At 41.0% G+C, this 22,810-nt stretch carries 18 protein-coding genes; 8 read left to right on the forward strand and 10 right to left on the reverse strand.

The window, feature by feature from the left end:
- Positions 1-126: 126 nt before the first annotated feature.
- Positions 127-660, forward strand: coding sequence for a peroxiredoxin (locus tag FTT76_RS12150; protein ID WP_373686547.1), 534 nt, complete (start codon positions 127-129; stop codon positions 658-660).
- 55 nt (positions 661-715) lie between these two features.
- On the opposite strand, the gene bfr is transcribed toward FTT76_RS12150, so the two are convergent.
- Together bfr and rlmF are read right to left on the reverse strand one after the other, a co-directional pair.
- Positions 716-1,180 (reverse strand): bacterioferritin, encoded by a 465-nt coding sequence (bfr, locus tag FTT76_RS12155; protein ID WP_067762676.1) that lies wholly within the window; start codon positions 1,178-1,180, stop codon positions 716-718.
- Positions 1,181-1,541: 361 nt separating this feature from the next.
- Positions 1,542-2,516 carry a 23S rRNA (adenine(1618)-N(6))-methyltransferase RlmF gene (gene rlmF, locus FTT76_RS12160; RefSeq protein WP_180005444.1) on the reverse strand — a complete coding sequence of 325 codons (975 nt, stop codon included), beginning with the start codon at positions 2,514-2,516 and terminating at the stop codon, positions 1,542-1,544.
- A gap of 388 nt (positions 2,517-2,904) precedes the next feature.
- Between rlmF and FTT76_RS12165 the strand changes: the two genes are divergently transcribed.
- Positions 2,905-4,230, forward strand: a complete 1,326-nt coding sequence (locus FTT76_RS12165) for an ISNCY family transposase (protein ID WP_180050273.1) — start codon at positions 2,905-2,907, stop codon at positions 4,228-4,230.
- A gap of 330 nt (positions 4,231-4,560) precedes the next feature.
- Complete coding sequence (locus FTT76_RS12170; RefSeq protein ID WP_257235098.1) at positions 4,561-5,649, forward strand: aldehyde reductase; 1,089 nt, start codon at positions 4,561-4,563, stop codon at positions 5,647-5,649.
- A gap of 64 nt (positions 5,650-5,713) precedes the next feature.
- Here FTT76_RS12170 and FTT76_RS12175 read toward each other — a convergent pair whose 3' ends face one another.
- Positions 5,714-7,891 carry a TonB-dependent siderophore receptor gene (locus tag FTT76_RS12175; RefSeq protein WP_180190553.1) on the reverse strand — a complete coding sequence of 726 codons (2,178 nt, stop codon included), beginning with the start codon at positions 7,889-7,891 and terminating at the stop codon, positions 5,714-5,716.
- Between the two features lie 431 nt (positions 7,892-8,322).
- On the reverse strand, positions 8,323-9,372 hold the full coding sequence (gene omp38 / locus FTT76_RS12180; protein ID WP_078190085.1) for an outer membrane protein Omp38: 1,050 nt from the start codon (positions 9,370-9,372) through the stop codon (positions 8,323-8,325).
- Positions 9,373-9,749: 377 nt separating this feature from the next.
- Between omp38 and FTT76_RS12185 the strand changes: the two genes are divergently transcribed.
- From FTT76_RS12185 to FTT76_RS12195, 3 genes are all read left to right on the forward strand, one after another.
- On the forward strand, positions 9,750-10,271 hold the full coding sequence (locus FTT76_RS12185; protein WP_180190554.1) for a GspH/FimT family pseudopilin: 522 nt from the start codon (positions 9,750-9,752) through the stop codon (positions 10,269-10,271).
- 113 nt (positions 10,272-10,384) lie between these two features.
- Complete coding sequence (locus FTT76_RS12190; protein ID WP_180190555.1) at positions 10,385-11,560, forward strand: thiolase family protein; 1,176 nt, start codon at positions 10,385-10,387, stop codon at positions 11,558-11,560.
- Positions 11,561-11,768: 208 nt separating this feature from the next.
- A complete protein-coding gene (locus FTT76_RS12195) occupies positions 11,769-12,218 on the forward strand; it encodes a VOC family protein (protein WP_180190556.1) in 450 nt (149 codons plus the stop codon).
- A gap of 69 nt (positions 12,219-12,287) precedes the next feature.
- Here the strand turns inward: FTT76_RS12195 and FTT76_RS12200 are convergent, their stop codons facing one another.
- The 5 genes from FTT76_RS12200 to FTT76_RS12220 form a co-directional block, all read right to left on the reverse strand.
- Positions 12,288-12,773, reverse strand: coding sequence for a DUF934 domain-containing protein (locus tag FTT76_RS12200; protein ID WP_168379542.1), 486 nt, complete (start codon positions 12,771-12,773; stop codon positions 12,288-12,290).
- Positions 12,766-14,409 carry a nitrite/sulfite reductase gene (locus tag FTT76_RS12205; RefSeq protein WP_078190090.1) on the reverse strand — a complete coding sequence of 548 codons (1,644 nt, stop codon included), beginning with the start codon at positions 14,407-14,409 and terminating at the stop codon, positions 12,766-12,768. The genes FTT76_RS12200 and FTT76_RS12205 overlap by 8 nt, the downstream gene beginning before the upstream one ends.
- A 265-nt stretch (positions 14,410-14,674) precedes the next feature.
- Positions 14,675-17,080 (reverse strand): glucose/quinate/shikimate family membrane-bound PQQ-dependent dehydrogenase, encoded by a 2,406-nt coding sequence (locus FTT76_RS12210; RefSeq protein WP_180111392.1) that lies wholly within the window; start codon positions 17,078-17,080, stop codon positions 14,675-14,677.
- A 170-nt stretch (positions 17,081-17,250) separates the two neighbouring features.
- The gene (locus FTT76_RS12215) at positions 17,251-18,489 is read right to left on the reverse strand and encodes a carbohydrate porin (RefSeq protein WP_257222677.1); all 1,239 of its coding nucleotides are present in this window, start codon (positions 18,487-18,489) and stop codon (positions 17,251-17,253) included.
- A gap of 216 nt (positions 18,490-18,705) precedes the next feature.
- Positions 18,706-19,827, reverse strand: coding sequence for a CaiB/BaiF CoA-transferase family protein (locus FTT76_RS12220; RefSeq protein WP_111885009.1), 1,122 nt, complete (start codon positions 19,825-19,827; stop codon positions 18,706-18,708).
- A gap of 210 nt (positions 19,828-20,037) precedes the next feature.
- Between FTT76_RS12220 and FTT76_RS12225 the strand changes: the two genes are divergently transcribed.
- Positions 20,038-21,048, forward strand: coding sequence for an AraC family transcriptional regulator (locus FTT76_RS12225; protein WP_078190094.1), 1,011 nt, complete (start codon positions 20,038-20,040; stop codon positions 21,046-21,048).
- 50 nt (positions 21,049-21,098) lie between these two features.
- On the opposite strand, the gene FTT76_RS17685 is transcribed toward FTT76_RS12225, so the two are convergent.
- Positions 21,099-21,536, reverse strand: a complete 438-nt coding sequence (locus FTT76_RS17685; RefSeq protein WP_257224698.1) for a hypothetical protein — start codon at positions 21,534-21,536, stop codon at positions 21,099-21,101.
- Positions 21,537-21,574: 38 nt separating this feature from the next.
- Here FTT76_RS17685 and FTT76_RS12235 point away from each other — a divergent pair, with 38 nt between their 5' ends.
- Positions 21,575-22,780 carry an acetyl-CoA C-acetyltransferase gene (locus tag FTT76_RS12235; RefSeq protein ID WP_180108973.1) on the forward strand — a complete coding sequence of 402 codons (1,206 nt, stop codon included), beginning with the start codon at positions 21,575-21,577 and terminating at the stop codon, positions 22,778-22,780.
- The last annotated feature ends 30 nt before the right edge of the window (positions 22,781-22,810 follow it).

A 22,810-nucleotide genomic window follows, 5' to 3' on the forward strand; every position in this document is an offset into this window, starting at 1 on the left:
TCGAAATCGACTTTGATAAATATAAAATCAGCTAGCCTATAGCGCTTTAAAATTTGCTAAGATCGGATAAAGAACAATATAAACTGATGCTCTATGAAAGTTTCTTCATTGCTAAAAATCTGTTTCATGACATGTGCTTTAATAGCAACTACCCAAATCACAGTTGCCGAAACATCAATACTCAGCACCAGTCAAAACAAACAAAAACAATGGGTAGGCACACCCGCACCCAACTTTAAATTGCAAGATCAAAATGAAAAATGGCACGAACTGAAGCAATATCAAGGGAAATGGCTCGTTCTGTACTTTTATCCCAAAGACAACTCACCCGGTTGTACAGAAGAAGCCAATCAATTTAAAACCCTATATCCACAATTTTTAAAAAGTAATGCGGTTGTTTTGGGTGCAAGCTTAGATGATGTTGCATCACATCAAAAGTTCTCTAAAGCACTCGAACTTCCCTTTCCAATTCTTGCCGACCAACTGCATAAGCTGGCGACTCAGCTAGGTATTGTACGAAACTTAGGGATTTTGAAAGTTGCCAAACGTGAAACCTTTCTGATTGATCCGAAAGGCATTATTGTGTATCACTACACCAGCGTGAATGCACAGACACACGCGACGAAGGTCTTGGCAGATATTAAAAAACTACAACAATAGTTTTCATGGTCCAATAAAAAACCCAGCAGAAGCTGGGTTTTTTATATTTTATTAATTACATTTGAGACTGAATATAGTTTGGTAGACCAATAAGTTCGATCAAACGCATTTGCTTTTCAAGCCAGTAGGTATGATCTTCTTCAGTATCTGACATTTGCTGACGGAGCATATCACGGGTCACATAGTCACCCTTTTCTTCACACAATTTTACGCCTTGTGCAAGTTTCTCACGCACATGATATTCAAGCGCCAAATCTGCTTTTAAACAGGTCACAACGTCTGTACCGACTTCAATATCATCACGATTCATATTCGGTGTTCCTTCAAGGAACAATACGCGACGAATCAATGCATCTGCATGTGAGCCTTCTTCTTGGCTTTCATGATCGATACGTTCAAAGATTTTGCTCAGGCCCCAATCTTCATACATACGGGAATGAATTAAGTATTGATCACGAGCAGCCAGTTCGCCACCGATCAGCATATTTAAGTAGTCTACGACTTCTGGATTGCCACGCATTTTCTTCACTCCATACCCTTTTCAAATATTATGGACAAGTTTCAAAATGAATGCAAAATATAATTTTTGTAAGTTTATGATTTATATAAAATTTAAATGATAAACATACGCATTTGCAGTTCAATTCCGCGCATTTTTCACATATAAAAGAAGCCCTTGCAGAAAATTTAAGGCATTTAGAACACGAAATAATCAAAAATCGCTGGATGCTGTTTTTTGTAACAATTAACAATGCGTCTTGTTTAGCAAAAATATCTCCTGATTGATTCAACACACTGAGCTTATCGCTATGGGAAACTTTATATTGATGCCCTATGCATTGCTGTCAAAGACAAGGCGAAAATCTCCAACGAAGACAGACTTAAGCTGAAGTCCAACGTGCATTCTTCCACGCTTGCTGTTGCCTTAAATCTAGAAAAGTCCAAGCGACAAAACGGCTTTCTTTTTGTCCCTGCGTCATTTTAATGGTTTTCACATCCACTGCGCCGCTCTTCGCTAAGGCCTTTAAAAGCACGGGCAATGTTGTTTTCTTGGAAACCAGCGTACTAAACCAAAGGCATTGCTCAGCAAAATGAATACTCTCTTGCACCATTTGGCAGACAAATCGTTCTTCACCACCATCACACCAGAGTTCGTTCTTTTGACCACCAAAGTTCAATACCACCTTGGTCCGATTAACTGGCTTACCCAGTTTTCTTAATTTTTGCGTTGCTGTCGCGTTGGCTTCATCTTGCGAGGCATGAAATGGTGGATTACACATGGTCAAATCAAAACGATCTGAAGGTTTAATCACACCATTGAAAATATTGCTCGCTGTCTTCTGCAATCGAATCTGAATCCCTTTACGCAGATTCGGATTGGCCTCCACAATAAATTGAGCACTTTTAACCGATGCAGCATGTATGTCTGAGCCGACAAATTTCCAACCATAGCTCCGATGACCAATGATCGGATAAATACAGTTCGCGCCAACCCCAATATCTAAGACTTGAACGGCGTGTCCAGTTGGAATCTGCCCTTTATTGTTTGCACTCAACAGGTCAGCTATATAGTGGATATAGTCCGCTCTACCCGGAATAGGTGGGCAAAGATAATCTTGAGGAATATCCCAATATTGAATGCCATAAAAATGCTTGAGCAATGCTTTGTTGAGCATTTTCACAGCGTGCGGATCAGAAAAATCTACCGATAAATCATTATATTTATTTGGGCTGACAAAAGGCGCAAGTTCCGGACAACTCTTGATTAACTGCGGAAAATCGTAACGACTGCGATGCAGATTTCGTGCATGTAGTTCCGATTTTTGTTGCGGAAAAGATTTCTTTGCTTGCGCCATATGAATGCCAATAATCAACGGGAGAACAGAATCATCTGATAAGGCAGGATCTAGACCTGCAAATTAAGCGATATTGTACGTGAATTTAATGCTCAATGACGCCCCTATCCTTTTATTTGTCTTTCTGCAAATCAATAACCACTTGGAAATCTATTCTTATTTAATCTGTACATTTTTGGTTGCTATAGCATTAGATTTCATTAAAAAAACCGTGGAAGATGAAGAATCAACAAAAAAGCCCAATCTGTGATGATAGGGCTTTTCATATCAGCATAAAATAATGATTTATATGAAATAAAAGTTAGTGTTATTCCCAAGTAGAAATGTCCGCTTTTAGAATATGCACTTCTGCAATTTCCTTAGCGGACGGTTTGATATGTTGGTGTCTATGTCGGATAAAGAACTTAAACGATTGTCGGTCTTACAGGAAATCTGTGATCAACGCATAACTCAATCCCAAGCTGCTCAGCTACTTCATATTTCAGAACGTCAGATCAGACGCTTACTGCAGAAATACAAAGCTCAAGGCCCAGCTGCATTAGCCCATGCTGGTCGTGGCCAAACCAGCAACTCCAGGCTTCCTGAAGAAATCAGGCTCAAGTGTCTCAATCTTGTCGCTGATCAATTCCATGGTTTCGGACCCACTTTAGCGCATGAAAAGCTCACCACCGGGCATGGATTCGATCTTTCAGTAGAAACCCTGCGTTCCTGGATGATTGCAGCCGATCTGTGGATTCCTCGCTCCAAGCGCCTGAAACGCCCATATCAGCCACGCTATAACCGGGATTGTTATGGTGAACTGGTACAAATCGATGGCTCTCACCATGACTGGCTCGAAGGACGTGCAGCTAAATGCTGTTTGCTGGTGTTTATTGATGATGCCACAGGAAAATTGCAGCACTTACGCTTCTGTGAATCAGAATCAACCTTTGACTATATGATTTCGACACGCCTGTATGTCGAACAGCACGGCAAGCCCTTAGCGTTTTACAGCGACAAACATTCAGTCTTTAGAGTGAATCAAAGCAGCAAGAAAGATACCAAGATTACCCAGTTTGGACGCGTACTCAGCACCCTGAATATCGATATTATCTTCGCTAATTCACCCCAGGCCAAAGGTCGTGTAGAACGAGCGAATAGAACACTTCAGGATCGTCTGATTAAGGAGATGCGTCTAGAAGGCATCAGTTCAATTGCAGATGCCAATAAGTGGCTGCCGTGCTTTATTGAGCAATTTAATCGTAAATTCGCCAAGATGGCTTTTAATCCCAAGGATCTACATCGGCCTATCGCTGAAACAGCCGAAGAATTAGATGATGTTTTTACCTGGCGTGAACCCCGCAGAGTCACGAATAGCCTGACGATTACTTATGATAAATGCGTATATCTCCTAGAAAACACCGAAGAAAATCAAAGGTTGATCGGTAAGTATCTTGAGTTCCTGGAATACCCGGATGGTACTGTATCCCTCATGCATGATGGCCGAAAGATCAATTACAGCCTATTCGATAAATTAAGTCAGCTGAATCAGCGAGAGATTGTTGAGAATAAACGGTTGGGTGCTGTTCTGAATCATATCCAACAACAGCATGAAGAACTGGAACAACAAAACAAACGCAATCGTTCTCAAAAGATGCCAAGTAGACGTGCACAGAAAACAGCGATTGAACAACGAAATCTGAATCCTGTGCTTGACTTGGAAATGCCTGTATAGGACATTTCTATTTGGTTTTAAGGTAGGACATTTCTACTTGGGAATAACAGAAGAAGCCTATAACTCTGATCTAGGCTTTAAATTAAAGCTCACAAGTTAGATACGACTCTTTGTCCATCTATTTATGAGATTTTGCGTCCATAATCATAAGAATATACATCTATCCAACATTCATCCCATATTCGCGTTTTTTAAGATCAATAAAAAAAGTACTTTTACAGCATTCACATACATTTTCTGCTGAATTTAGAGCGTATTAAACCCAATCATCAACATATATTTTTCAAATCAATCAAAGACAAAACCAAATATTCTCAATATGATAAAAAAATGCGTCAATTAAAGTTGAAGAATATGAATAGCAAGACAACAAAACAGATACTCGTCACAGGCGCGACAGGCTATATTGCCAGTTGGGTCATTAAAAACTTACTTGAATTAGGTCATACAGTGCATGCCACAGTTCGAGATCTGAATAAAACATCAGGATTTGCACATCTCGAAAAAATTGCAGCTAAAACAACTGGCGCTTTAAAACTGTTTCAAGCCAATTTATTGGATGAGGGTGCATTTGATTCAGCCATGCAAGGTTGTGACATTGTGATCCATATGGCATCCCCTTTTGTTGTGACCAACTATAAAGACGCAATAAAAGACATTATTGAGCCGGCTATTTTAGGCACTGAAAATGTACTCAACAGTGTCAATAAAACAGAATCTGTACAACGTGTTGTCGTGACTTCAAGCATCGCATCAACCTATGGTGATGCCATTGATATTCTACAGACCGAGCATAATGAATTTGATGAATCGCATTGGAACACTTCTAGCTCTGAGACGCATCAGCCTTATCCGTATTCAAAAGTTATGGCAGAGCGAAAAGCATGGGATATGCAAAAAGCACAAAACCGTTGGGATCTGGTCTGTGTTAATCCAGCACTGGTCATGGGGCCATCTTTAACAGCGTCAACACAGTCAGGAAGCGTTGAAGTGCTACAACAGTTTGCCAATGGCATGACTTTGGCCGGTGTTCCACCAATGTGGAATGGTATCGTCGATGTTCGCGATGTTGCCGATGCGCACGTACAAGCAGCTCTCAATCCCGCAGCAAGCGGACGTTATATTATTAGTGGTGGTACTTTAAGTTTATTAGAAATGGGGAAAATATTACGCTCGCATTTTGGTAATAAATTTCCATTTCCGCGCAATACCTTACCGAAGTTTGCCTTTAAAGCCTTTGGCCCTCTTGCAGGTTTCCCGCGAAAGTTTGTTGAACTCAATATGGGTTACCCAATTTACTTTAATGCAGATAAGAGCAAGAAAGAATTAGGGATCGAATACCGTGATATTCAAAACAGTGTGGTTGAGCATTTCCAACAACTCCTAGATGACGGTGTGGTGAAGCAATATATTCCGTGAATCACTCATCAACAAAAAAGCCACCTTAAATAGGTGGCTTTTTATATTAAAAAACTAATCTAACTTAGAAATCAAAAGTCACACCAACTTTATAAGTACGTGGACCACCCACTAAGGCATAACCTGAGTTAAATATACCTTCCCAATATTTTTCATCAGTCACGTTATCAATATTAGCTAAGAACGTTGTGTTCACACCACCTAATTGAGTTTTATAGCGCGCACCAAGATCTAAAATTGTGTAGTCTGGCAGTTTAAGTGTATTAGTTTCATTTAAGTACTGTTCACTCACGTAGTTTGCACGTGCATTGACATTCAAACCATCCACATACGGCACTGCATAATCCAAGCCGAGTGTAGCAGTAAAGTCAGGAATACCATACACCGTATTACCTTGATTGGTTACGCCACTTTTCACCGCTGCTTTGGTATATTCAGCATCAATATACGCCAAACTACCCATCAGATTTAGTCCTGTATAAATCTCTCCAGAAAATGCCCATTCGACGCCACGTGAACGTGTTTCTGCATCATCTGTTGTGATTTGATTAACACTACTGCCGGTAATTCCATCAGAATAATCAGAAGACATCGTCGATGGTTTTTCAATTTGATACAGTGCAAATGTATTTAACCAACTACCTGTTTGATATTTAGCCCCCAATTCATATTGTTTGGTTTGGAATGGCGCAAAGGTGACATTATTGTTGGCATCTGCAACGTTATTCACCGTTACACCTTCAGAAAGACCTTCAACATAGTTTACATAAATAGAAATATTCTCACCAAATGGTTTAACCACAACACCTAAGCTTGGGGAAATTTTATCATCTTGATAGCCTGTATTTTTCTGTAAATTCTTGGTATCGATATCTTGATAACGTGCACCAACAATAAATTGCAACTTATCATCTAACATTGAAATCTGATCAGATACCGTATAGCTAGTATATTTATTATCTAAATTCGGTTTAACCACTGGGTACGCAGAAGGCATCCCTACAGTCGTGTTAGGATCGTACAAATTAGTTGAATTAATTTTCTCTTGTGTTGCCGCAACATGCTGATCTGTTTCTTTGGTCAAATAATCAGCTCGAACATTTACAGCATGTTTTACAGCACCCGTATTAAACTTATATTGAATACCTGTATTTGCTGATGTAATCGACTCTGATGACCCCGTACGATAGTACTGAGATGTGGCATGACCATCTGCTTGGCCAACGACAAGACGCGTACCAAAAATATGGCCACTATAGGCCTTTTCAATATGTCCTACACCTGCATAAACATTTAAGTCAGGTGTAAATGCATATTCACCACTTAAGCCTACAAACTCACTATCAGTATGGCCTTCCAAATTTTTAAAATAATTGGTATCGCCTTTAGGTGCAGCAAGCACGCCATTATAGGTATGGCCATGAGCATCTTTGACACCAAATGCCATCATCGCAGGCGAACCACCATTACGGTCATCACGTACAGCATACGCATCAAAATTCAGTTTCAATTTATCGGTTGTATAGTCTGCAGCAATTGCACCTGATGTATGTTTATCTTCCATGCCTTCAATAATGTGCTCACCTTGACCATAAGCCCCATTCACACGTAAGCCAAACTCTTTTTCAACACCAAAACGACGTGAAACATCAAAGCCTGATTGATAAAAGCCACCATCTTCCATTGACGCTGAAACTTGGGTCTTCTGCTGATCTGCACGCTTAGTTTTGGCAATGACAACACCACCCACTCCACCTGCTGGTGACATCCCAGCAACTAAAGCATTTGGGCCTTTCAATACAGTAACCGAATCTAAAAATTCAGTTGGTACACGCCCATAAGGTGCCATACCATAGATACCATTTAGTGCAATATCATCATGATTGACATCAAAGCCACGAATATTAAAGTTTTCGTTTAAATGGCCTTGGTTTGTTGTGATACGAACACTCGCATCATTTCTCAGCACTTCACCCACGGTGGTCGCTTGCTGTTCTTCAATTAACTTTTCACTATATGCAGCAACGCTAAATGGCGTATCAACAATTTTTTTACTTCCCAAAGCACCAAGGTCTGTCTGCGCCTTCAATTTTCCATTTGCAAGCTGCTTTTCTGCAGGTACCTCAACTTCAATTGTTTCAAGCACGGTTCGCTCTGCTGCATTTACTACTGCAGATGTGCCCACCCCTAAGATCGCGATTGAAATCGCACGGACTAAATGAGTTTTTGGAAAATTGATCATTGTTGAACGCTTAATTTATTTGAATAAGAATCATTATTATATTTAGAATAATTCTCAACTTCATCATGAATCCCGATAATTATATTTTTTTAATGAAAAATATAAATATTCATTTTTTATAAATTGTAGATAAAATAAATGTAAATATTTGTTTTTAATTAATATTATAAAAAATTAAATCAAAAACTGTGTATGTTCAATTAAAGCTCTAAGGCAAATAAGTGATTAATTAATATACAAATAGTTTGAATTTTTACATGGTTAATTGCCACATGAATAGATAAATCCATTTACATCCAATGATTATTCAAAAGTTAACACCTTAATTGTATTAGAGCTTTTCCCTATTTAAGAATGCTTTTTTTAATTTTTTGACATAAAAAAAAGCGACTCAAAAGAGCCGCTTTTTTCTAACCGAAGTTAAACTCAAATTATTGAGCTTGACCAGGTTGAGCCACTACAGTACGGCTACCAGAAATCGTAGCGAATACGCGACGGTTCATAGCACGGCCTTCTTTAGTGTTGTTGTCAGCGATCGGTTGATCCCACGCGAAACCTTGAGTAGATAAACGAGCTGGGTCAACGTTGTATTCGTTAACAAGTGAAGATTTAACAGAGTTAGCACGGGCTAGTGATAAACGTTCGTTTAGAGCACGTGGACCAGTGTTATCTGTGTGACCTTCGATGTTAGCTGTAGCATTAGGGTATTCGCCTAATTTTTCAGCTACTTTAGCAATTTCAGGTTTGTATTGATCTTTGATGTTTGATTTGTTTGTATCAAAGAACACACGAAGTTCCATGTTAAGATCTTCAGTCAACTCTTGAGGAGCTGGAGCAACTGGAGCAACTGGAGTTACAGGAGCAACTTCAACTACAGGAGCAGCAGGTTTCAAGTGACCGCCAAGAACTACGTTAAGACCAGCTAAAGCTGTGTAGTTCCAGAAATCTTCATCGATGTTGTAAGTAGCACGAGCTTCAGTACGTAGAGATAAAGCATCGTTTAAGCGCCAGAAAGCACCTAGACCAGCATTACCCAAAGTACCTTCTTCAGTAGTACCACGGTCAGCACCTAAACCACGAGCAGCAGCTTCGTCAAATTTGTATTTATAGTGACCAGCACCTAACAATACATATGGCTTAACTTTGCTGTCATAGTTTTTAGTAATCAAATCAGAAGTAGCATAGAAGTTACCGTTGATTTGAGTTTGTTTGTACTCACCCCAATCAGTATCCACATCGCCTTTAACTTGGTTGTATTCAGCTTCGAAACCTAACCATGGAGTTAATTCAACACCAAGTGCTGCACCAACAAACAAGTCGTCTTGTAGCTCTGGACCTTCAGTAAGGTTGCCACGGCTGTTGTTGTGTTCAGAATCTTGGAAAGTGTAACCAAGCATTAATGGAGTAACAGTTACGCCTGCGTTTGCAGCTGCTAAAGGAGCAGCTACGAGCATTGCTAATGCAATACGACTCATTTTCATGGATTTATCCTCCAGAGATAACAATTGTTGTTAAAGCTCAAGCCGAAAAATTGGCTATCCTGAGATAGGCTTTCTTATACCCCAGTTTTTTTTTAAGCTATTCACACTGAATCATACAAACACTTTTTTCTTTTTCCAAGTGCTTGATTAATCTAATCAAGTAAATTATTGACAAAATTACTTACAATTTCCGTTGTAATTCGGTAAATTTTTACTCAATTTTGAGCAGTGAATCGCCTATTGTCACTTGCTATTTTCATTTTAACAGCTTTATCTAAAATTGAGTAATAAAATTCTATACTCAAAATTAATATCGCCATTAAAAACACATATAACACTAAACATATAAAAATAATATTAAATTTTGGATTAAATCAATGCTTTACAATAAAGAAACCGGCTTTACGTTATTTGAACTTTTGGTCTCAATTGCGATTATGGTCATTATCGTGACGATAGCTTTACCACATTTCAACAATTTAATGGCGCAGCAAGAAGCGAATAACATCAAATTGACTATTCAGAATCACAATGCATTCGCACGGGCTCAGGCCACTATTTATCATTCCAATATTGTGATTTGTCCTAGTCTTAACTTTAAACTTTGCCAACCTAACAACTGGAACAGTGGTCTGATCATATTTATTGACAGTAATAAAAACCGTCAAGTCGACGCAAATGAAAAAATATTGCTGCAAGATAAACTCAATTTAAAATATGGCGATCTCTCTTGGCGTGGGACTCTACACATTCCAAGTCTCACCTTTCAAGCCAGCTCAGGTTTACCCAATGGTTCAAATGGCAGTTTCTACTACTGTTCGAAATCAAGACTTCAACCGATCCGAGCAGTCTTAAGTCGAATGGGACATATCCGATTTGAAAACCCAGCCACTTGCTAATTTGAGAACCGGTGAGTCCAAAGCAGCCTTTTAAATTTGCTTTATTCCTGTTCAATTTTACTTATACTGCTGACGTATTCAAAAATTAATGTATAAGAAAATGGAGACATGTAATGACTGATATCGTCATCGTGAATGGTGCCCGTACAGCAATGGGTGGTTTTCAAGGGAGTTTAGCCGCTGTCACTGCACCAGAATTAGGCGCAGTTACGATTAAAGCAGCCATCGAACGCGCGGGTTTACAACCGACAGATGTTGAAGAAGTCATTATGGGCTGTGTGCTTCCGGCTGGCCTGAAACAAGGTCCTGCCCGTCAAGCGATGCGTAAAGCCGGTCTTCCAGATTCAACTGGTGCCGTAACCATCAACAAGCTGTGTGGTTCAGGTATGAAGGCCGTGATGCAAGCGGCAGATATGATTAAGGCAGGTTCGGCTCAAGTCGTGGTTGCAGGTGGTATGGAGTCAATGACCAATGCCCCGTATGTTTTGACCAAAGCACGAGCTGGCTACCGTATGGGCCACGGTGACGTTAAAGATCATATGTTCTTAGATGGTCTAGAAGATGCAGAAACGGGCCGACTCATGGGTTCTTTTGCGCAAGATATGGCAAATACCAAAGGCTATACACGCGAACAAATGGATGACTTCGCCATTCGCTCCCTTAAACGTGCTCAAACTGCAATTACTGAGGGTTATTTTGCTGACGAAATCGTGCCTGTCACTGTTTCGAGTCGTAAAGGCGATGTGATTGTCGATAAAGACGAACAGCCTTTTAACGCTAACATCGAAAAAATTCCAACGCTGCGCCCTGCTTTTGCTAAAGATGGAACGATTACCGCTGCCAATGCAAGTTCTATTTCTGATGGTGCATCTGCTTTAGTTTTAACTTCAGCAGATCAAGCTTCAGCAAAAGGTTTAAATCCGCTCGCAAAAATTGTGGCTTATGCATCAAATTCACAACATCCATCCGAGTTTACCATTGCACCTGTAGGCGCAATTCAAAAAGTTCTAGATAAATCGGGTTGGAATGTTGCTGATGTAGATTTATGGGAAATCAATGAAGCCTTTGCGATGGTCACAATGTGCCCTATTGATGAATTTAAATTAGATGCTGAAAAAGTAAATATCAATGGTGGTGCTTGTGCGCTTGGACATCCTGTTGGTTCTACCGGTTCACGCATTATCTTAACGCTGATCCATGCATTAAAACGCACAGGTGGTAAACGCGGTATTGCAGCACTGTGTATTGGTGGCGGTGAAGCGACTGCTGTGGCGATTGAATTGCTTTAATGCTCTGTAGACTCCCTTCGCAAAGGGCGATTTAGAGGGAATATTCTTTAATCCTCCCCTAACCCCTCCTTTAATAAAGGAGGGAGACTGAAAAATCCCTCTGTAAGAGGGATTTTTTATGCTTACATTTTAGACATAAATTGTTCACATACAGGTCAGCAAAGGCTCTTAAAATAAATGTCGACATAATAAAAAATGGATGACCATTATGCAGCTCAATCACTACTTGAATTTTCAAGGCAATACCGAGGCAGCCTTTAATTTTTATCGTTCTGTATTTGGTGGAGAGTTCCTCAATGTGATGCGTTATGGTGATATGCCTGCTGAGGAAGGCATTTCACTATCCGATGCAGATCAGCAAAAGATTATGCATATTTCCCTACCGATCAATGAATTTACCGTGCTGATGGCCTCAGATGTCAGCGAACAATTCTGTGCGCAATCCAATCAACCCTTTACCTTAGGCAGCAATCACTATATTTCGATTAATTTAGAAAGCAGTGAACAAGCTGAAGCCAAACGATTGTTTGATGCATTGTCCAAAGGTGGCTCTATAGAAATGCCTCTCGAAAAGACCTTTTGGGGTGCACTCTATGGCGCATTTACCGATCAGTTCGGTATTAAATGGATGGTCAATTGCCAGCTTAAAAATGAATAATCACTCATTAAAAGTATTTCGATCAATAAAAAAGCCTCCGAATGGAGGCTTTTTTATTGATCGAGGTACTTAAGCACCAGTTTGATAATGCGCTTGCGGCACTGCAGTTGAAGCTTGATATGGATTGGTAAAATCACCTAAGCCAGCAGCAGCTTCAGCAATATCTTTACCTTCTTTCACTACAAAAGTATCGAAACCTGAACGCTTCATGTAGTTCAACACATCTTTGAATACATCACCTGTTGCACGTAGCTCGCCTTGAAAACCTTGGCGACGTAACAACGCAGCAAATGAATAGCCACGACCATCGTTAAAACCAGCAAACTCGATAAAGATTGCATCTAACTGATCAAGCGGGAATTCATTGGTTTCAGGTGAAGCATCCACCGTTACGAAAAGTGCTTTTTTACCAGACACATTCGCAAGTTGATCTAACTGCTCAACTGTTAAAACCACGTCACCTTGTGGCAACACACCATCTTCACCAATGACTTGGTAAGTATTGTCTGCAATCGAGCCATCTTTAGAGAGGACTTGTAGTGCTGTATTAAGCATATGCACGCTCCTTAAATGGTTGGATGCCAACACGGCGGTAAGTATCAATAAACTCTTCGCCTTCTGCACGAAGGTCTAGATAAGTATTTAAGATTTCTTCAATGATGTCTGGTACAACTTCGGCTGCAAATGATGGGCCTAAGATGTCACCAATTGATGCATCATGGTCGGCATTACCACCCAAAGTGATTTGATAGAACTCAGCACCCTTTTTATCTACACCTAAAATACCGATATTACCGACATGGTGGTGACCACACGCATTCATACAACCAGAGATGTTTAAATCCAATTTACCCAAATTGTAAATGGTATCTAAGTCATCAAAACGACGAGAGATCGCTTCAGAAATTGGAATCGATTTCGCATTTGCCAATGAACAGAAATCACCACCTGGGCAGCAAATGATGTCGGTTAAGAACCCAATATGCGCACGTGCAAGATTATGTTGATCAAGGATTTTCCATAGATCAAACAAATCTTTTTGTGGTACATCCACAAGCGCAATATTTTGCTCATGTGTGGTACGGAACTCACCAAAGGTATATTTGTCAGCCAAATCAGCAATCAGGTTCATTTCTTCAACAGTCATATCACCCGGTGCAATACCCGCACGTTTCAGAGAAATCGTAACGATGCGGTAACCTTTGACTTTATGTGCATTGGTGTTGATGTTGAACCATTGTTTAAATTTCGGCTCTGCGGCAAATTGCTCTGCGAAATCTTCATCCGCATAATCTTGGTAATCAAATGGTGTGAAGTTCTCATCCATTTTCGCCAAGGTATCAGCATCGATTTTTAACGTTTTGATGGTATGTGCAAATTCAGCTTCCACTTTCTCTGCAAATACTTCTGGTGTTAATGCTTTCACCAAAATTTTGATACGCGCTTTATATTTGTTATCACGACGACCGTGTAAGTTGTATACACGAAGTACCGCTTCTAAATAAGCAATCAAATCTTCACGTGGCAAGAAGTCACGAATAAAGCTACCAATCACTGGGGTACGGCCTAAACCACCACCAACTTTGATTTTATAGCCAATCTCGCCTGCTTCATTTTTCACGATATACACACCGATATCATGGAAAGACGTTGCCGCACGATCAGTTTCTTCCAGTGCTGAAACTGCAATTTTGAACTTACGTGGCAAGAAAGCGAATTCTGGGTGGAAAGTTGACCATTGACGAATCAATTCACACGTTGGGCGTGGGTCAGCAATTTCACCTGCAACCACACCTGCATATTGGTCAGTGGTTGTGTTACGAATACAGTTACCCGAAGTTTGAATCGCATGCATTTGAACAGATGCGAGCTCTTGTAACATATCAGGCACATTTTCTAGTGCAGGCCAGTTAAACTGAATGTTTTGACGAGTAGATACGTGCGCATAACCACGGTCATAGTCCTGAGCCAATGACGCAATTTTACGTAATTGTTTAGAATTCATCAGGCCATAAGGTACTGCAATACGTAGCATCGGTGCATAACGTTGTACATAAAGGCCGTTTTGAAGACGCAGTGGACGGTATTCATCTTCCGTCAATTTACCTGCTAAATAACGTTCCGTTTGATCACGGAACTGTGCAACACGTTCATTAACCAGTTGCTGGTCAAAATCAGTATATAAATACATGGCGTACAGCTAGTAATTTCTATTATAACAATGCACAGCATAACGAGATTTCATCTATCAAGAAAATGCGTTTTTTACATATTTAATAGCGATTTTATTGATAAGACTGTCGCAATTTCACTGATATAGCGGATTTCGGTCCTTTACTTTTTATTTATTAATATATTGAATTATTTCTCCATTACTTAGCATAAATTTACATAAAGAATTTCAGCCAATAAAAAGCCCGATAAATCGGGCTTTTTATTTAGCGATGTAAAATCACTTATTTTTTATCTGGTAACGCATACGCAACAAGGTAATCACCAAGTTTTGTACCAAATGAACCATGACCACCAGCCATGATCACAACATATTGTTTACCATTTGCTTCATAAGTCATTGGAGTCGCTTGACCACCTGCTGGTAGACGACCTTCCCACAAAGTATCACCATTCGTTACATTGATTGCACGGATATAGTTATCTTGTGTTGCGCCTACAAACATGACATTACCAGCAGTCGAGATTGATCCACCAAGACCCGGTACACCAATTTTCACAGCAGGTAATTGGAACAATTTCGGTAAACTATCACGAATTGTACCAATACGTTTTTTCCAGACCACTTCATGTGTATTTAAATCTACACCTGCAGTAAAGCCCCATGAAGGTTGTTTACAAGGTAAGCCAAGTGGTGACAAGAAGGCTTTGATTTCCACACCATAAGGTACGCCATACATCGGTTGCACGCCTTGTTCAGTACCCGCACCTTTCGCAGTTTGCTCACGGTTTGGATCTGTAGGAATCAACTTAGTCACAAATGGCAAGCCAATTGGGTTCATCACAGCGACTTGACGGTCTTGGTTCACCGACATACCACCCCATTCAAATACCCCAAGGTTACCTGGGAATACCAATGTGCCATTTTCAGAAGGTGGTGTATAAATACCGTCGTAGTTTAATGATTTGAAATACACACGACACATCAACTGGTCAAACATAGTGGCACCCCACATTTGTTTATCAGTCAATTTATCTTTTGGTGCTAAATCAAAATCAGAGAACGGTTGAGTTGCAGAATAATGCTCACCTTTAGTTTGTGGTCCACGTTTTACAGTTTGTGGAACCGCTTTTTCGGTGATTGGCACAATCGCTTTACCGGTACGACGGTCAAGGACGAATGCATTACCTGTTTTGGTTAAGACATAGATCGCTGGAACAATATTACCTGATTTATCTTTGATATCTGCCAATGAAGGTTGTGATGGTACATCCATATCCCACAAATCATGATGTGTGGTTTGGAAATTCCAAATTAATTTACCTGTTGATGCATTTAATGCCAACATTGAGTTTGCATAGCGTTCATCTAATGGCGTACGGTGACCACCAAAAATGTCTGGTGTGCCTACACCTGTTGGCACATAAACGATGTCAAGTTTTTCGTCATATGCTAAAGGTGCCCATGCATTCGGTGAGGCTACAGAGTATTTTTGACCTTCACCTGGCATGGCATTTGGATCTTGCGCCCCTGTATCAAAGATCCACAATAATTCACCAGTATTAACATCATAACCACGGATGACACCAGATGGCTCTTTAGTCGAGAAGTTATCAGTTGTTGAACCGCCAATCACAATGGTTGTGCCAGTAACCACTGGAGGTGAAGTTGGGATATAACCGCCCGGATACGGATAAGGCATATCTTTTTGTAGATCGACTTCGCCGTTATGACCAAAATCACTACATGCTTTACCTGTGTCAGCATTGACTGCAACCAAACGACCATCATTTACAGGCAAGATCACTTTGCGCGGACATTCAGTAGAAGTCGAGCGTTTGTTCTCTAAGCTTTTTGCAAACTGAGTGGTATTTGCTGCGTCAAAATAAGACACACCACGACATGTTAAATGTTGATAGGTATTGTCCGCTTTAAGTTTAGGATCGAATGCCCATTTTTGTTTACCTGTCGCAGGATCAAGTGCAATTAAACGTTGGTGAGTTGTACACATAAACATGTCATTGCCGACTTTAATCGGAGTGACTTGGTTTGTGGTTTCACCTGAGTCGTTTTCTGTTGGTAACTCACCTGTACGGAAAGTCCATGCTACTTCTAAATCTTTAACGTTGTCGCTATTGATTTGGGTGAGTGGAGAATAACGTACACCACCTTGTGTACGACCATAGGCAGGCCAATCTTCAGGAGCAATACCCTCAATCGCTTTGGCTGTTTGAGGTTGTGCATTTTTAATTTCACCGTGAATTTCTTGCGGATCATTAAAAATTGAATAGATCATCACGATAATCGCAATCACCAGTGTGCCTGATAATGTAATTTTCGCAGTTTTGCCATTTTCCATACCGCGTGTCACGGCAGGAATCAGTAACCAAAGGCCCAATAAGCCTAAAATATCAAAACGCGGTGCAAGTGCCCAAAAGTCAGAACCTGCCTCCCAAAGTCCCCAAATCACTGTACCCAGCATCAACGCTGCATAAATGTATAAAGAACTGTTTTGAATTTTTCTTAAGTATATTGCTGAAGCCAGCATTAACAGGCCGGCGATAATGTAGTACCAAGAACCGCCAAGGACTGCCAGCCAGATACCACCAATCAATAGAACCAAGGCGAAAATTGCCATCACAACGACGGTAAATGTTCGCATCCCAGTTCCGGTAGATGGGTTGCTCATGTTGACCACCTCTATTGTCGAATGTTGTATTTGGTGCGTGAAACACATTCAACACACCACCGTTTTTATGTCGCAAAGAGAAGTTGTTACAAAAACAATTCAAGGGGAAATATCGTAATTTTTCTCAGAATTACCGAATTGCTTTTATAAGAACTCTAATTTGACATCAATTAAAATGCTGTTTGAAATTTGATACCGCCGACCCACGCATTCTCACCATTTTTGTAAGCACCGACGTGACGGATATATTGAATATTAGGACGAATAGTCAGCCAGTTTGCTGCATGAATACCGTAGTAAATTTCTGCGTCATACTCTTCACTTTGTAGACCGCGTGCATCAACGCTGTTATTGGCAATATTGGCATCATTCACATCATCATTGATACTGATACGACCCAAGCCAATCGCGATTTCATCCTGAGGACGTGCATCGAATGCGCCTTTGTATACCAAGCCAATGTTTTGCATATCACTCACATTGTTGGTGTCTGAGTCATGCACTGTGACATTTACAAAACCACTCAAACCACGTGAGGCATCGTCTTTGTGTGCTGTCAGTTGTTGTTTCGCCACAATCCAACCACCTTGATGGTGATCTTTTTCATTTACTGGGCTATCAATGACATCGGCATCAGCGGTACTGTAGTAGTAACCTGCACGGTATTCACCCGGTAGCTTTTGTGTCCCCACTTTTGGAGTCCACACCACTTCAGCAGGAATAATCGCACCTTTAGAACCATCAGTACTCAAGTTCCAACCTTTACCACGTTTTAGATTTTCAGGGTTGTATTCATAAACCCCGACTTGTGCGTAGAGTTCAGGCTGAATGTTATATTTCACGCGAGCAGCCCATTGGCTAACTGGCCAGTTGTACCATTGGTCACCAACCCAGTTACCCACTTGTGAACCACAAAGTGCTAGGTTTTGAAAGTCACAGTCAAAGCTGTTGAAATCTTCACCTTCACCAAAACGACCGACTTTAATATCTAATTTTTGGTCTAAGAATTTTTTCTTGATCCAAAAATCAGTCAAACGCCAAGTTTGACCACGACCCCACACTTCTTGTGTTGCACTTAAATGACCATTTAATGCATCTGAAGTTTGAGACAATGAACGACCATTACGTTCAGTGATATTGATTTGTGCTTCGGTATCTTTCCAACCCGCAATTTTTTCTAAATCGAGATGTGCCCCGATCGCGAATTGGTCCGCATATTCAGTGCCATGACCAGAAGCATGCTTTGCATCTAACAAAGTGGCTAATTCGCCACCATAACTAAAACTAAAATCGTAACCTTTCTGTTGAAGCGCTGTTCGTTGACCGTTCCAATCACCGAACATCCATGGGCTTTCAGAACTGAAAGCATCTGCAGTAGTTGCCGCTTGGGTTGCTGAACCCGCAAGCATTATGCCGAGGCTAAGATATAAAGATCCAAGTTTACTCACAGCTATTTTCATTTGGAGACCTATATACCAATTGTGTTAATAGCTCATATAATACTCTCACATTTGTATAATTTATTTATTTTTTTGTTAACAACTCTCAATATTTACATAGATATTTATCTAATTAAGAGATTTTAAAGGTTTTATTGTTTAACTTATCACCTTTTTTTATACCTTTCATAACCAATTATCCGCACCTAAAGTTTTACCCACATGGGTATAAATCAATGCTGATCTAGAAAATTTAATCGGACATGCCAGTTGAGTTTGTGTCATTGTGTCGCCTTCTTGTAGCGGAACTTCAACACACCAATGCCGCTCTTGGGCCAATTGTGAATTTAGAGCTTCGTCCAAACTTAAAACTGGTTCCACACAGACATCTTGAGAGGCAAAAATCTTTTTCCACTCAGCCCATGTTTTGGTTAGTATTTTTCGGGCAATTGCATGCTTAATTTCAGTCTGGTCTTGCGGATCAAATGACATGCCTTGCGTTGCTAAAGCGGGTAAATCTAGAATTTGCGCCAATCCATGTAAAAACTGTGGCTCCAAACCACCTATAGACAGATAACGACCATCTTGGGTTCGATAATAGTCATAGAAACTTCCGCCATTCAGATGTGCCGTCTCTGCCGCGGTTACCGCATTGGCAGCCAATACGCCAGCTGCAGCCATATTGTTCAATGCGACAGCGCAATCGGTCATGGAAATATCAATATATTGTCCTAAGCCGCTACGGTAACGCTCAATCACCGCAGCTAAGATGCCAGTAATCGCATGCATTGATCCGCCTGCCACATCGGCGATTTGAATCCCCATCGGTGGCGGGCCACTATCTTGGCGTCCGCTATGACCTGAAATACCCGATAAAGCCAAGTAGTTGATGTCATGCCCTGCACGGTCTTTGTAGTGCCCAGTTTGACCATAACCCGTAATCGAGCAGTAAATAAGTCGCGGATTAATTTCGGCCAAAACTGCATAATCCAAACCCAAGCGTTGCATGACACCTGGACGAAATTGTTCTACCACGATATCAAAATCTGAAATTTTGGCTTTGATCAATTCAATACTTTTCGGATCTTTTAAATCTAATGCGATGGATTGTTTATTGCGATTTAAATAACTATGCGCTGTGGCTTGCCCATTGGCATAAGGTGGCATCAAACGAACCAGATCGGGACGCGTCGGTGACTCAATATGCACAACTTCCGCACCCATGTCAGCCAAATACAAGGTCGCAAATGGCCCTGGGAGTAATGTCGAAAAGTCGAGTACTTTCAATCCTTTTAAAGCAGCTTCCATGGATATTTTTCTCTAATTGTGTAGATTTTTTATCCATGGTAGAAATATAAAATGATTAAAACAATGTCATGTTCAGCCATTTACCTTGATAGTTTCGGCAATTTACCATGTAAAAATGGCAAAACCGCTGTTGTAAATTGCCATGATTTCTTTTTTTAGCGTCATTTAGGTCAAACATTTGTGAACATTAAAGAGACTGAAGGATTAAACATGAGTCGTGATACGATCAGTATCCATTTCGTCAACGCAGCCTTAACTGGTGTGAAACGTCTCGGCATGGATGTCGAAACTTTATTGTCTCATGTTGGCATTGAGGCTGAACTTCTACGCCAACCCAAAGCGCGTATTTCACCTGAACAATACACACGTTTTATTAAAATGTTGTGGATGGTGACTCAAGACGAACATGTCGGTTTTGATATTCAACCGCGCCGCTTGGGTACTTTTGCCATTATGTGCCAATTGATTATTCATGCAAAAACCCTCGGTGATGCACTCGAATTGTCTTCGCAGTTCTACAAACTGTTTGGCGATGAATGGTCGGTGACACTAGAACGTGATAAGCACGAAGCACGTTTAGTTCCTCAAATTCCAAAATCTATGGACCCAGACCATTTCATTACAGAAAGTATGCTGATGATTTGGCATGGTCTCGCTTCTTGGTTGATTGAACGTCGTCTGCCTTTAGAGCGTGTTCACTTCGGTTATGAACGTCCTGAACATGCTGACGAATATGATGCCTTGTTTTTTGCACCTGTCATGCAGTTTGATACACCACGAACTGAAATTACATTTGCAGCGGATTATTTAGATTTACCCATTCGTCAAAACGAAGAAACGCTTGAAGAATTCTTAAAAGCGGCTCCTGCACAGTTATTGGTTAAATTTAAAAATACTAATTCATTAACATCTCGTATCCGTGATGTGCTGAAGAGTCAAATTGGCGAAGAAATGCCAACCTTGAACGATGTTGCTTCAATGCTGTATCTATCGCCGCAAACACTACGTCGTCGTTTAGCCGCTGAAGGTAAGAGCTACCAAGGTGTGAAAGATGCCTTACGTCGTGATGCTGCAATTCACTTATTGCTTAATCCAGACTTAACGCTTGAAGATGTTGCACAGCAAGTCGGTTTTAGTGAAACCAGTACTTTCCACCGTGCCTTTAAAAAGTGGACCGGTGTAACACCAGGCCTATATCGCCAATTACATGGTTATCATTAAGCAATATTCAAAAATAGCATTCTCTAAAACCTGATCTCGATCAGGTTTTTTTATTTCGGAAAATCTGCACGTTGTTTTTGACAAAGCAATGGATCGACGGGCGTGATCACGCGTTTGCCATCCTGTATCCGATACATTTCTGCCTTGGTTACATGATCATTTCGATCATACTCACAGGCTAAGCCGCCAGTCCCTTCATCTGAAGGATGAATGCCATAGATCATATAAATATAAAAACCGATCAAGCATACAAAACCTAAGCAGCCTGCAAAAACAAGCCAAGCCAGACCTTTCAACACTCGCTTCACATTTTTATGCATAAGCAGATCTTCAATATGTACTGAATCGATAGCAACTGATCTTAACCGATCCTCGCTTTCAATGTGCAGGTTGATTTTTATCTTATTCAGCAGCAAGCGTTGACCAAAAATATCAAACGACTCGCCCGTTCTCATCATTGCACCGGCTTGATTAATCCGTACACTCAAAAAACCAATAAAAATTTATAGATCATAGGGACAGGATTATGAGCGAGGCTTACATCATTGATGCCATTCGCACACCGCGCGGCAAAGGAAAAAAAGACGGTTCACTACATGCCGTTAAACCGATTAGCCTACTGACCAGTTTATTGAACGAATTACAAAACCGACATCAATTTGACACCGCTGCAGTAGACGACATTGTACTGGGCTGCGTGACCCCCATTGGTGACCAAGGTGCGGACATTGCCAAAACCGCAGCCATTGCAGCAGGTTGGGACAATGATGTGGCAGGTGTTCAGATCAACCGTTTTTGCGCCTCAGGTTTAGAAGCAGTCAATATGGCTGCGCAAAAGGTCCGCTCTGGCTGGGAAGACCTTGTGGTGGCTGGCGGTGTAGAGTCGATGTCTCGTGTGCCGATGGGCTCAGATGGCGGTCCTTGGGCGCTTGACCCTGAAACCAATATGGCCTGTGACTTTATTCCACAAGGCATTGGAGCCGATTTAATTGCCACCATTGACGGTTACAGCCGAGCAGATGTGGATGCCTTTGCAGCCAACTCTCAGCAAAAAGCCGCAGCAGCTCAAGCCAATGGTTATTTTGACCAATCTGTCGTTCCTGTTAAAGACAAAGCAGGCGTGACAGTTTTAGCCAAAGATGAATTTATTAAACCAACGACCACAGCAGAAGGCTTAGGCAAGCTCAACCCAAGTTTTGCCATGATGGGACAAATGGGCTTTGATGCCATTGCCTTGCAAAAATATCCTGAAGTCGGCGCAGTCAACCATGTACACCATGCAGGGAATTCATCGGGCATCGTTGATGGTGCTGCCGTAGTATTGCTTGCCTCTGAAAAAGCGATCAAAGAACAAGGCCTAAAACCGCGTGCCAAAGTGCTTGCCACTGCATTGGTGGGTGCAGACCCAACCATTATGCTGACTGGCCCTGCACCTGCTGCACGTAAAGCCTTAGCCAAAGCTAACTTAACCATTGATGATATTGACCTATTTGAAGTGAACGAAGCTTTTGCAGCAGTCGTGATGCGTTTTATTACCGAACTCAAGGTTGATCCTACCAAAGTCAATGTGAATGGCGGTGCAATTGCATTAGGACATCCGCTGGGTGCAACAGGCGCCATGATTTTAGGCACCCTGATGGATGAACTAGAACGCCAAGGTAAAAAACGCGGTTTAGCAACCTTGTGTGTGGGCGGTGGTATGGGCATCGCAACGATTATTGAGCTAGTTTAATTAACCGAACCGTACACAGCATTTGATACT

Source organism: Acinetobacter sp. YH01009 (genome assembly GCF_013420765.1).
Taxonomy (GTDB): domain Bacteria; phylum Pseudomonadota; class Gammaproteobacteria; order Pseudomonadales; family Moraxellaceae; genus Acinetobacter; species Acinetobacter amyesii.